Annotated in this window: 12 protein-coding genes; 4 read left to right on the forward strand and 8 right to left on the reverse strand. The window is 69.1% G+C overall.

From position 1 onward, the window contains the following. The first annotated feature begins 53 nt into the window (after window positions 1-53). Both O7553_RS19885 and O7553_RS19890 read left to right on the forward strand, forming a co-directional pair. Complete coding sequence (locus O7553_RS19885) at window positions 54-3,206, forward strand: amino acid adenylation domain-containing protein (protein WP_281551205.1); 3,153 nt, start codon at window positions 54-56, stop codon at window positions 3,204-3,206. A gap of 44 nt (window positions 3,207-3,250) precedes the next feature. Further along, on the forward strand, window positions 3,251-3,532 hold the full coding sequence (locus O7553_RS19890) for an acyl carrier protein (RefSeq protein ID WP_281551206.1): 282 nt from the start codon (window positions 3,251-3,253) through the stop codon (window positions 3,530-3,532). A gap of 116 nt (window positions 3,533-3,648) precedes the next feature. Here the strand turns inward: O7553_RS19890 and O7553_RS19895 are convergent, their stop codons facing one another. From O7553_RS19895 to fabI, 5 genes are all read right to left on the reverse strand, one after another. After that, on the reverse strand, window positions 3,649-4,542 hold the full coding sequence (locus O7553_RS19895; protein ID WP_281551207.1) for an IS982 family transposase: 894 nt from the start codon (window positions 4,540-4,542) through the stop codon (window positions 3,649-3,651). A gap of 317 nt (window positions 4,543-4,859) precedes the next feature. Beyond that, the gene (locus O7553_RS19900; protein ID WP_281551208.1) at window positions 4,860-5,282 is read right to left on the reverse strand and encodes a hypothetical protein; all 423 of its coding nucleotides are present in this window, start codon (window positions 5,280-5,282) and stop codon (window positions 4,860-4,862) included. Window positions 5,283-5,347: 65 nt separating this feature from the next. Beyond that, the gene (locus tag O7553_RS19905; protein ID WP_281555678.1) at window positions 5,348-6,154 is read right to left on the reverse strand and encodes a helix-turn-helix transcriptional regulator; all 807 of its coding nucleotides are present in this window, start codon (window positions 6,152-6,154) and stop codon (window positions 5,348-5,350) included. A 41-nt stretch (window positions 6,155-6,195) separates the two neighbouring features. Beyond that, entirely contained in the window at window positions 6,196-6,657 is a 462-nt protein-coding gene (locus O7553_RS19910) for a MaoC/PaaZ C-terminal domain-containing protein (protein ID WP_281551209.1), read from the reverse strand. 38 nt (window positions 6,658-6,695) lie between these two features. Next, entirely contained in the window at window positions 6,696-7,532 is an 837-nt protein-coding gene (gene fabI, locus O7553_RS19915; protein ID WP_281551210.1) for an enoyl-ACP reductase FabI, read from the reverse strand. Between the two features lie 220 nt (window positions 7,533-7,752). Between fabI and O7553_RS19920 the strand changes: the two genes are divergently transcribed. Continuing rightward, window positions 7,753-8,118, forward strand: coding sequence for a nuclear transport factor 2 family protein (locus O7553_RS19920; RefSeq protein WP_281551211.1), 366 nt, complete (start codon window positions 7,753-7,755; stop codon window positions 8,116-8,118). A 319-nt stretch (window positions 8,119-8,437) separates the two neighbouring features. Beyond that, window positions 8,438-9,853, forward strand: coding sequence for an MFS transporter (locus O7553_RS19925; protein WP_281551212.1), 1,416 nt, complete (start codon window positions 8,438-8,440; stop codon window positions 9,851-9,853). Window positions 9,854-9,942: 89 nt separating this feature from the next. Here O7553_RS19925 and O7553_RS19930 read toward each other — a convergent pair whose 3' ends face one another. Genes O7553_RS19930 through O7553_RS19940 form a run of 3 tightly spaced genes read right to left on the reverse strand, consistent with a single transcriptional unit; the run spans window position 9,943 to window position 12,204 of the window. After that, a complete protein-coding gene (locus O7553_RS19930; RefSeq protein ID WP_281551213.1) occupies window positions 9,943-10,386 on the reverse strand; it encodes a PaaI family thioesterase in 444 nt (147 codons plus the stop codon). Between the two features lie 8 nt (window positions 10,387-10,394). After that, entirely contained in the window at window positions 10,395-11,183 is a 789-nt protein-coding gene (locus tag O7553_RS19935; RefSeq protein ID WP_281551214.1) for an alpha/beta fold hydrolase, read from the reverse strand. Window positions 11,184-11,202: 19 nt separating this feature from the next. After that, entirely contained in the window at window positions 11,203-12,204 is a 1,002-nt protein-coding gene (locus O7553_RS19940) for an LLM class flavin-dependent oxidoreductase (protein WP_281551215.1), read from the reverse strand. Between the last annotated feature and the right edge of the window lies 1 nt (window position 12,205).

Consider the following 12,205-nt stretch of genomic DNA (forward strand, 5'->3'; position numbering starts at 1 on the left):
CCCGGCCGCACCGTCCGACATCGACAAGACAACAGCAGTACCAGGAGGATCCCGTGGGCACCGCCGAAGCGACGTACGCACAGCACGCCGTCTGGTTCACCGAACAGGCCGGGGTGGCGGGTACGGCGTACCACATGGCCCTCGGCGTGTGGTTCGCCGCCGGCCTGGACCAGGCAGCGCTGGCCACGGCGTGCGCCGCCGTCGTCGACCGGCACCCGGTCCTGGCCACCCGGGTCGACGACAGCAACGGCGTACCGCGACTCGCCCCGGCCGCCGACCGCCCGACGCTGCAGCATCAGGCGCTGCAGCGGCTGACGCCGTCGGCCGGTGACGCAGGCGTCGACCGGCTGATCGCGGCGGAGATCGCCCGCCGCCACGACCTGCGCACCGGTCCGCTGGCCAGGTTCAGCCTGATCCCCGCCGCCGACGGTGACCGGCACCTGCTGCTGATCACCGCCCACCACCTGGTCTTCGACGGCACCTCCAAGGACGTGCTGGTCCGGGACCTGGCGGCGGCATACGGTGCCGCCCGCGCCGGTCGTCCGGTCGAACTGCCGGCGGCACCGACCGGTGGGTACGCGGCACGGGCCGGCACCGAACGGGACCGGGTCGCGGCCGAGTCGGCGGCAGCCGCAGACCACTGGGCCACCCGCTGGTCCGGCCCGGGTGGGCTGGTGCTGCCCGGTCTCGCCCGGGTGCCGACCGGCGCCGAACCCGGCGACGCCGTACCGGTGGTCCTGGCGCCGGGTCTGGTCGCCGGGCTCGACCAGGCCCGGCGCAAGCTCGGGGTCACCCGGTTCGAGCTGCTGCTGGCCGCGGTGCACGCGCTGCTGCACAGGTACGGCAACCAGCAGGTCCCGGTCGGCGTCGGGGTGTCGACCCGTACCGCCGACGACGCCGACGAGATCGGCCTGTTCGTCAACGAACTGCCGGTCACCGTCCCGGTGCCCGACGACGCGGGTTTCCGTGACCTCGCGCACGCCGTCCGGGACGAGACACGGGCGCTGAACCGGTTCCGGGCCGTCCCGCTGGCGCACGTTGCCACCGGGCTGCGGCCGGCGCCCGCGCTCACCCCGGTGTCGATCGGCTACCGCCGCCGCGCGCCGGGACCTGTGTTCGACGCGGTGCCGACCACCGTCGACTGGGCGATGTTCAGCGGCGCGGCCCGCAACGCGCTGCACATCCAGGTCGTCGACGGGCCGGCACCGGACAGCGACCAGGAGCACCTGGAAAGCAACCTGGAGATCAACCTGCAGTTCAGCCCGACGGCCGTTCCCACCGCCGCCGTCGCCCGGGTCGGCGACCATTTGCGGACCCTGCTGGCCGCCGTGGCCACCGACCCGGAACAGCCGATCGCCGACCTTCCGGTGCTGCCTCCCGCCGAGTCCGAGCTGGTCTGCCGTGGCTGGAACGCCACCGGCCGTGACTACCCGGCCGACACGACCGTGCCGCTGCTGTTCGCGGCGGCGGTACGGCGGACACCGGACGCCGTCGCGGTCGTCGACGGTGGGCGTACGCTGAGCTACGCCGATCTCGACGCGGCCAGCGCTCGGCTGGCCGGGCTGCTGCGGGCCCGTGGCGTCGGGGCGGGATCGCTGGTCGCCGTGCTGCTGGACCGCTCCTGGCAGGCGGTCGTCGCGCTGCTCGCGGTGCTGCGCAGTCGGGCCGCGTACCTGCCCGTCGACCCCAACTATCCGCCGGCCCGGCAGGCGATGATCCTCGACGACGCCGCGCCGGCGCTGGTACTGACCACCAGCGGTACGGCGGCCGCCCTGCCGGCCGGGCCACCGGTGCTCGCCCTCGACCAGCTCGATCTGACGACTGCTGACCCAGAAACCGGTGCCCCAGGGGCCGCTGACCCGTGGACCGCGGACCTGCCCGACCCGGACGAGCTGGCGTACGTGCTCTATACCTCGGGTTCCACCGGGCGGCCCAAGGGGGTACGTGTCCCGCACGGTGCGCTGGCCAACCTCCTGCTCGGCATGCGGGACATGTTCGACAGTGGGCCGGCTGACCGGTGGCTCAACCTGACCTCGCCGTCGTTCGACATCTCGGGGGTCGAGGTCTACCTGCCGCTGACCACCGGTGGTCAGGTGGTGGTGGCCTCCGGGGTCAGCGCGCTCGACGGCGCCGGGGTGCTGCGGCTGATGCGCGAGACCGGGGTGACACATGTGCAGGCGACTCCGTCGGGTTGGCGGGTCCTGCTGGAGGCCGGGCTCGACGACCAGGTGGTGGCGGTCACCGGCGGCGAGGCGCTGGCGGTCCCGCTGGCCCGCCAGTTGCGCTCACGGGTGGCCCGGCTGGTCAACGGGTACGGCCCGACCGAGGCGACGATCTACGCGACGATGGCGGAGATCCCGCCGCAGCCGGACGAGGTCACCATCGGCCGGCCGGTGCCGAACACCACCGCGTACCTGCTGGACGCAGAGCGGCGGCCGGTGCCGATCGGAGTGCCCGGCGAGCTGTACCTGGGCGGGCGGGGCGTCGCCGACGGCTACCTGAACCGCCCCGAGCTGACCGCCGAGCGGTTCGTCCCCGACCCGTACGCTACCGACGCCGGCCGTCGTCTGTACCGCACCGGCGACCTGTGTCGCTGGCTGCCCGACGGCCGGCTGGAATTCCTCGGCCGGGCCGACGACCAGGTGAAGATCCGCGGCCACCGGGTGGAGCTGGGTGAGATCACCGGCCGGCTGCTGGAGCATCCGGCTCTCGCCGAGGCCGCCGTACTGCTGAACGGTACGGACGAGGCGTCGCCGCGGCTCGTGGCCTACCTGGCGCCCCGCGGTGCCGCGCCGACCGTCGCCGAGCTGCGCCGGCACCTGACCGAAACGCTGCCCACGGCGATGGTGCCCACCGACTGGGTGCTGCTCGACCGGCTACCGGTGAGCCCGAACGGAAAACTGGACCGGGCCGCGCTGCCGGCACCGACGACCGGCGGTACGGACCCGGTCGGCGCCCCAGACCCCGCCGAGGCGGACCCGGTCCTCGATGCGATCCGGTCGATCTGGCAGGACGTGCTGCAGATCGCCGAGATCGGCATCGACGAGGACCTTTTCGACCTGGGCGGGCACTCGTTGACGATCACCCGGATCAGTAGCCGGATCCACCGTCGGCTCGGCGTCGAGGTGCCTCTGGACGCGTTCTTCGACACGCCGACGATCGCCGAGATCGCCAACCTGGTCCGCGAGGCCGGCGGCCGGTGCTGACCGGGCGGACGACGCCGAACAAGGTGGAGACGAAGGAGGATTCGGTGGACACGACGACGCTGCGGCAGCGGGTGATGGAGCTGGTCGACGAGGCGACCGGCGGCACGGTGCCGATCGACCAGCTGACCGGCGGCGGATCGCTGATCGCGCTGGGAGTCGACTCGCTTGGCCTGCTCCGTCTGGTCGACGCCGTCGAGGCCGAGTTCGGCGTCGAGGTGGAGTTCGACGGCTCCGGCCAGCGGATGGACACTCTGGACGACCTGGTGGCCGCAATCGTCGACGCCCGCGACGAGGCGGAGCCGGACCGGGTCGCCACCACCGGGTGACGAATCGGTCATTACCCGCCAAGGCGCCGGCTTCGATGCCTGTCCGACACGGCGTCACTGTCCGTCGGTGCCGGGTGAGCCGGTCGCTCGACTAGACGAGTTGTTCCGAAGTCCCGTCAGTGGTCGTAGGCGATCAGGGACCGGGTGACGGGTGCGCCGGTCTTGTTGTTGTGCCAGATCGCGGCGGCCATCGCGAGGAGTCGCTGGGCCACCCGTACGGCGACGCCGACGAAGGTCCGCCCACCGTGTTCCTCAAGATCAAGCTGGCCCTTGAGGGTGTCGTTGACCGACTCGATCAGCTGCCGGACCTTCTTGAGCATCGGTTCGCCGTAGCGGGCCTTCTCCCGCTTGCGTGACGGGCGTAGCAGGGTGATGCCCTGGTCGGCGAGTTCCCGCTCGAGTGGTCCGGACGCGAAGCCCTTGTCGCTGATCAACAGGATGCCGTCGTGTTCGGCGACGACACCGGCCTCGACCTCCAGCATCGCGGCGAGGACCTCCCGCTCGCCGATCTTCGGGTTCGCCAGGGCCCACAGGATCGGCATCCCGGTCGGGGTGCAGACCAGGTACAGGCGCAGTCCCCAGAAGAACCGGGAGTGGGAGGCGCAGTAGCCGTATCCGGCCCAGCCGGCCAGGTCCGAACGTTGCACGGTGGGGCGGGACATGCCGCACGGCACCGGGGTGGAGTCGACGATCCAGTGGTTGTCGAACCAGAAGTCGCTGTCGCGGGCCAGGTTCCGGATCGTCTTCTTGATCAGCGGGAGGGCGGCGCGGAGCCGTTTGTTGTAGCCGGGCCGCTGCGGTAGGTAGGGGAACATGCCGGCCAGGTGGACCCGGGCGTAGCGGATCCAGCGGGCTTCGGAACGGGCGCCGAGCAGGACCTGCGCCACGGCCAGGCAGACCAGTTCGGAGTCGGTCAGCAGTGGTGGTCTGCCGCGCCACCGGGGCGTGCGGATGCTGTCGTCGATCTTCACGTACAGTGCGGTCAAGAGGGTGTCCAGGTCTTGCGTCACAACATGATCTTGGATGCCCTCTCCTCATGCCCGGACATCGACCCCTGACTTCGGAACTACTCGTCTAGGAGCAGCGGGAACGTCGCGCAGGTCGAGCCGGCAGCAGCGCTCATCGGGACGCCCTGTCCCGTCGACCGGGCGGGTGACGCCCCGGGCCGCGATCGCGCCGGTGGATAGGGGTTGACGTCGGGACCGCAGACCTCGTACCTCAGGTGCCGGATCCGACGCGGCCGGCCCGGTTGCCCGGACCGACCGCAACGCTGGCCCGGGCCAACCGTGCGCGGGTCACCAGTGGGTCCCCGCCCGACCGAGCCCGGTCAGGACTGCTTGCGCAGCCCGATAATCTGCAGAACGGCAAACAGGCCGACGACCGCTGCCTGCATGACGATCCAGACGCGGGCGATGGTGGAGGGATCACCGAGCCCGGCAGCCGCCACCACCAGACTTGCCAACACCCAAATCACATTGACGAACACCACCATACCTGCGGCGCTGGCGCTGATCACCGAACGGGTCCCGACGATCCACACGCCGACACCGAATACCAGCAGGAAGACCCCGATTCCCCGCAGGAATCCGGTGGACAGGTCGAAAAGATCACTGAGCATGCTGGCCGCCACGAGGTACGCCAGTCCATTCAGACTGGTAACCACGGCATCCAGCTTCAACGCGAGTCGGAGGAACTTGTCGGATGTGCCGTCTGCAACGGAGCCGCGTGCCGCGGCGGCAGGAGTAGTCATGGGACGACCTTGCCAGCCCATTGGTCGCGCTGTCGATTACCTATGAGATAAGCAAATACCGAATATCAGCCGGTCGATAGCGCGAAACCGGGTAGGCCCCGCAACTCGCGCGCGGTGGCCTCGTCAGCCGGGTAGAACGATTCGATCGACAGTTCCGCGACCGTTATGTCCAGTGGAGTGCCGAACGTCGCGACTGTCGTGAACATACTCAGCACGCCCCCGCCCCGCCGGACCCGTAGCGGGACGACGATGCTGTCGACCAGGGTCAGCTCCACGTCGCCGGAATCGTCGCCCGGGTAGCCGGACAGCTCCTCCTGCAGCTCGGCCAGCACCGGGTCGCCACTGGCCTCCACCTGCCGACGCAACCGGTGGAGCAGGTGGGCCCGCCACTCCCCAAGGTTGACGATGTGTGGTGCCAGCCCTTCCGGGTGCAGGCTTGCCCGCAGAACGTTCGCCGGTGGGGCGAGCAGTGACGGCGAAACGAGATCGGTCAGCACGCCGAGGCTGGTGTTCGCTTCAACGAGATTCCAACCCCGGTCCACGACGACCGCTGGATAGGGCTCGTGGCCGGTCAGTACCTGGCGGACCGCAGCCCGGATCAGCGACATCGACGGCTCGTCCAACGGCGTCTCCGAGTACACCGGCGCGTAGCCGGCCGCCATCAGCAGTCGGTTGCGCTCGCGCAACGACAGGTCGAGCTGGTCTGCGAGTTGGAGCACCATCTCCCGGCTTGGGGCCGACCTGCCGGTCTCCAGGAAGCTGAGATGGCGGGTGGAGATGTTTGCCCTGATGGCGAGTTCGAGCTGGCTGAGCCGCCGGCGCCGCCGCCAGTCCCGCAACAGCTCACCAGCAGCCGACCTGGTCATGGTGATGGACATCAGCTCATTGTGCACCACCGACTACATCGCGTCGATTACCTAGCAGGTAAGGTCTTTCGAACAGGCTGGCGGTCGCCAGCACCGTACAGGTAGGTGACGCTGGTCCGCAGCACGACCGTCGGGGTCGCGCCGTCCCTGGTCTCCAGCTGTACGCCGAAGACCGACTCCCAGTACCCCCGCGGGCGTGCCCGCGCCGACCGCAACTCGATCTGGGCACGCAGGCACGCCCCGACGCCCACTGCGGCGCCGAGCCGAATCCCGTCCACGCCCTTGTTCAGGACATGGTCCACCCCGTCCACGGTGATCACCTCGTCGATCATCGCAGGAATGAGTGCCACCACCAGAAAACCGTGCGCCACCGGGCGGCCGAATGGCCCGGCCCCGGCCCGGCCCGGGTCGACGTGGATCCACTGCCGGTCACCAGTGATGCGCGCGAAGTCGTCGATCAGCTCTTGGTCGATCCGCTTCCAGTCGCTGGTGCCGAGGTCGGCTCCCACCAGTGCAGGCAGATTGGCAGGACAGGCCAGCCGATGCATCAGCGCACCTCGGCGGCGTCGCGCCTCCCGCTGGTGGCGGCGGCCGTCGGTACCGAAGCCGCGCCCATCGCATGCACCCCGCCGTCGGCGTGGATCACCTCGCCGGTCACCGCAGGCAGCCAGTCCGACCAGAGTGCGCAGATCACCCGGCCGACCGGCAGGGCGTCATTCACGTCCCAGGGCAACGGCGACCGGTCCCAGGCCGTCTGCAGCGTCCCGAACGAGGCGATCGCCGTGGCCGCGACGGTCCGCAGCGGGCCGGAGGCCACCAGGTTCACCCGGGTGCCCTGCGGCCCCAGCGCGTGGGCCAGATACCGACAGCAGCTCTCCAGGCCGGCCTTCGCCACCCCCATCCAGTCGTAGCCGGGCCAGGCCTGGCGGGCGTCGAAGTCGAGACCGACGACCGATCCGCCACCGGCCTTCGCCAACAACGGAGCGCACGCTCGAACGATCGCCGCGAAGGAGTAGGTGGAGACCTCGATCGCCCGCGCCACGTCAGGCCACGGCGTGTGCAGGAAGTTGCCGTCCAACGCCGACGGCGGCGCGAAAGCGGCGGCGTGCAGGAGGCCGTCCAACCGTCCCCATCGTGACTGCAAATCGGCTGCCGCAGCCACCAGGTGATCGGGATCAGTGAGGTCGAGCTCCAGCACCGGACATGGTCGTGGCAGTCTCTCTGCCACGACCATGGTAATCGACAGCCCTCGCCCGAATCCCGTGAGGACGATTTCCGCGCCCTGCTCCTGCGCCAGTCGGGCGGCGGCGAATGCTATCGATCGGTCGGTGAGCACGCCGGTGACCAGGATCTTCCTGCCAGCCAATAGCATCGTATCTCCCATCGTCGTCGAGGGTGAAGGCCGGCGTCGCGGCCTTTCCGCTTTCCTGTCGTCTTCATTGTCCGACAGCCAGCTGACGAGACATTGACAGAGCACTGATCCGGCCATCTCAGCCCTCATTACCCACCAGGTAATCGACGGGCCGACCGCAGCGTGCCATATTTTCATCGACTGTCGACCCCAGCAGCTTGGCTGCCTCTACCGAAACGGAGCTAGGCGTTTCATGAGTGAAGTCACCAAGATCGTCGAACGGTACCTCGAGATCTGGAACGAGCCGGACGCACAGGCGCGCACGCAGCAGATTCGCGATCTCTGCCAGGAGAGCATCGTCTTCACCGACCCGATGGCGGACGTAAGCGGACACGAGGCGTTCAACGCACTCATCGGCGCGGTGCAACAGCAGTTCCCCGGGATGGTGTTCACGCTCGCCGGCGCCGTCGACGCCCACCACGACCTGGCCCGCTTCACCTGGGGGCTAGCGCCGGCGGGAGCGGACGAGCCCTTGGCGATCGGGTTCGACGTGATCAAGGTCGGTTCGGACGGCCGGCTCGCAACGATCTACGGGTTCCTGGACAAACTTCCCGGCTGACCGGCCCCTTCCCCACGGATGGCCTGGCCATCCGGCCTTCGGGCTCCTTGTCCGGCGGCGATCTGGCCAAGGCTCACACCAATGGGCCTTGGCCAGATCGCCGCTGCCCTGAGGCCGCAACCCGTCGCGGGGTGGCGGCCGAACCGTTCTGCTCGCCGTCCGGGCAGCGCGCCCGTACCACGGCGACCCCTCCTGTCGCGCCGGGCGACCCTGGCCACCGCCGGCAACCTGCCGCCCGCTGCCGGCGACGTGACGGTTCGGCTGACTGGCTTCGTGCCGGCCCACCGGTGAGCGGGCGGCCTGACGGCTGGAGCTCCCCTTGACGCACTCCACCACCATGTCCGAGCCGGCGTACAGTTCGTCGATCGGCACCCGGCTCGACCGGATGCCGATCACCGGCGCGCACCGTACGCTCACCCTGCTGATCGGTCTCGGGCTGTTCTTCGACTACTTCGACAGCAACCTGTCGGGCACGGTGTCCAAGGTCCTACAGGTCGAGTTCGGTGTCGACGGCAACGCCCTCAAGCTCTTTCTGGCGTCCGGATTCATCGGCCAGTTCTTCGGATCGATACTGCTCGGCCGATTGTCCGACATCATTGGACGCCGTCGGGCGTTCATGCTCAACCTCGCCGTCTACAGCGTCTTCACCCTGCTCGGTGCATTCTCGCCGAACGTCGCCTGGCTGATCGTTACCCGTTTCATCGCCGGTGTGGGGATCGGCGCAGAGCAGACACTGGCAGACTGTTACCTGGCGGAGGTACTGCCCGCCCGCCGCCGCGGACGCTTCATCGGCTGGGCCTACTGCATCGCCTTCTGCGGCGTTCCTGCCGTCGGGTTCACCGCGCTCTGGCTCGCACCGCGGACGATCCTGGGACTCGCTGGCTGGCGTTGGGTGTTCATCATCGGCGCGCTCGGCACCGCGCTCATCTGGATCCTGCGGCGCAGGCTGGTCGAATCCCCACGCTGGCTGGCCGAACAGGGCCGGACCGCCGAAGCCGAGGCAATCGTCAGCGGGCTCGAACGGCAGGCCGGAATCCAGCAGCCACCGGCCGGCACGACACCGAGCATGCTCGGACGCCCCCGCCCCCGCCCCCGCCCCCGCCCCGGCTACCGCGAGCTATTCGGGCCGCTGTACTGGCGCCGCACCGTCATGCTCTGGACGTTCTGCCTGCTTTCGGTGACGGCATACTACGGATTCGGCACGTTGGCACCACAGGTGCTCGCGGTCAAGGGATTCGACATCGTCGCCGGGCTCGGCTACACCGCGATGTCCTTCCTCGGCTATCCGATCGGTTCCCTACTGTCCGTGCCCATTCTCGACCGCGTCGAGCGACGGACGCTGATTTGTGTGTCGGCCACGCTGATGGCGGCGAGCGGCATCGGCTTCGGCCTGGCCGGCAACGCCGTCGCCATCGTCGCCTTCGGCTTCAGCTACACGTTGCTGAGCAACGTGTTCTCCACCGCGTCGCACGTCTATCTGTCCGAACAGTACCCCACCGCGTTCCGAACGACTGCGGCCGGCGCGGCCTACTCGCTGTCGCGGCTCAGCGCCGCTCTGCTGCCCTTCGTTCTACTACCGATCCTTACCAACGCCGGCGCCGGTTGGTTGTTCACCGTCATCGCCGGTTGCGTGGTCGTCATGATCGTCGCGGTCCTGCGGCTCGGCGACCGCACCACCGGGACGTCGGTCGACCTACCAGTGCAGGTGGAACAGGCCGGCTACCGCAGGAACTGACCCCGCACGCAATCGGGGTGTCCGCAAACCGTGGACGGTTCGCGGACACCCCGGTGGAGCTACCGTCTGTGTCGAACGGCGTGAGCGCGTCAGCCGAGCACGATCTGGGACTGAACGACGATCCCCACCGCAGGATGCTCACCGTCTGCCAGCCCGGCCTGCACAAGCTGCAGATCCGTCTGAACCACGACGACACTACGACCGACGCTCAACGGCCTCGCAACCGCTCGCACCGTACCCTGCCGGACCGGGGCGAAGAAGTTCACCTTCAGCTCGATGGTCGAGGTAACCGCGCGAGCGGGAATGTTCAGATAAGCGCACACACCCGCCACCGAATCCGCCAAGGTGACCAGGGCGCCCCCGTGCAGCACGCCGCCGGCCGTGCAGAGCCGCGCCTGCCAGTCCATCTCGCCGACTACCCAGTCCTGGTTCAGCTGTCCAAACCGGATATCGAGGGTCGCCGACATCGGCATGATGTCCGGCAGGGTCCGGCTGGTGACGGCCGCTGCGGTGGCCTCGTCACGGCCGTCCACGGACGGTGTCAACGGACCCTCGACGATTCGAGCCGGTAGAGGTGACGCGCGAAGTCGGTAGTGACGGTCAGTGCGTGGGCGTCGATGTAGAAATGGCCGCCAGGGAACTCACTGTTGCCGAGGTACCGGGGAGTACGGTCGCGCCACGACTGCATGGCGTCCCGCCGCTGCATGAGCGGATCCGACGCCCCACCGTACGAGACCACCGGACAACCGACCACTGCCGGCTCGTCGACGTACTGCGCGCAGATCGCCAGATCGGCACGCAACGCCGGAACCACCAGCGCCAGCATCTCCGGATTGTCATAGATTTCCGCTGGGAAGGAGCCAAGCTTCTTGATCCACTTGACCATCTCCGACTCCGACATCCGGCTCTGTTCGTCCGTCGGCTGGAAGAAGCCCTGCGGCGCCCAGCCGGACATTCCGAGCACGATCGGTCCAGGGTCGCCCTCGGCCTCGATCCGCTGAGTCAACTGGTACGCCAACTGTGACCCCATGCAGTGTCCGAAGAAGGCGTACGGACGATGGTCGAGTTCGCTGACGACCGCCTCGTACAGGGCGTCCATCAGCGGCTCCCACCGGTCGTACGCCTCCTCCTCACGCCGGTTGTGCCGGCCAGGCAGAGTAACCGCCTGAACCGCGATGTCCGACGGCAGCAACTCCGGCCAGTCTCGATAGATGATCGCTCCGCTGCCGGCATGTGGAAAGAGGAACAGGCGGATTCTGGCGTCGGCGGACGGCTCCTGCGGATGCAGCCACTGCCCAGCCTCCGACGTCTGCCCGACATAGTCAGTCATGATCGACCTCCGGTCCGGATCAGGTAGTAGCCAACGGGACGGCTGCTTCTCGCAGCGCCGGCAGGACCACCGCGCCCAGTTGGTCCAGCTGCCGGCTGGGATCCAGCGACCCGATCCGGATCACCACGTGCCGGGTGCCGGAACGCAGGTATCCCAGCAGCCAGTCGGCGCACTCCTCGGCCCTGCCCCAGCCGTACGCCTGAATCCTGGCCATCGTCTCCAACGACCGGCCGTAGTACCGGTGCAGGTAGTCCGCCAACTCAGCCTCGGCCTCGGCCTTGCTGTCACCGATGGTCACCGTGGCGTACAGGCCTGGGGTCACCGCGCCCTGCGGTCGGCCCAGCTCCCGGCAGTGCGCCAGCACCGTCTGCCAGGCCGTGTCGTACGCAGACGCCGTGGGTAGGAAGGGCAGCCACCCGTCGTACCGTTCGGCGACCCGCCGCAGCACCCGGGGGGTGTCGCTGCTGGCCAGCCAGAGCGGCGGTCCTCCGGTCCGGTAGGGCGTGGGCAGCCGGTGCAGGCCGCTCGCCTGCCAGTACCGTCCGGTGAAGTCGACCTGACCGTCACTGCGGCTGGCGCCCCAGGCCGCCCGCCACAGGTCGGCGATCTCGTCGAGCCGGCTGGCGCGGCCGGGGAAGACAGCGCCGACGATGCCGAACTCCTCCTCCGTCTCAGGGATCGGAAATCCCGAGCCGAGGCCGAGAGCCAGCCGGCCGGCACAGGCATGATCAAGGCTGGCGATCATGTTGGCGCCGATCAGCGGATGCCGCAATGCCGGCGTCATAGCGGCCGTACCGAGAGTAACCTGGCTGGTCACGGCGGCGCAGGCGGCGAGCACCACCAGCGGGTCCAACCGCGGCCGCGCCACCAGCGAGTCTCCGGTCCACAACGAGTCGAAGCCCAGCAGCTCGGCTCGCCGCGCGAAGTCAAGGATCTGCGCCATGTCGATGTTGTCGGTTATCGCCTGTTCCCGGGTCGGCAGCAGAACCCCGATCCGAAAGGGCTGGTCGATGACGGACACC

The sequence above is a fragment of the Solwaraspora sp. WMMA2059 genome (assembly GCF_027497315.1).
In the GTDB taxonomy this organism is placed as follows: domain Bacteria; phylum Actinomycetota; class Actinomycetes; order Mycobacteriales; family Micromonosporaceae; genus Micromonospora_E.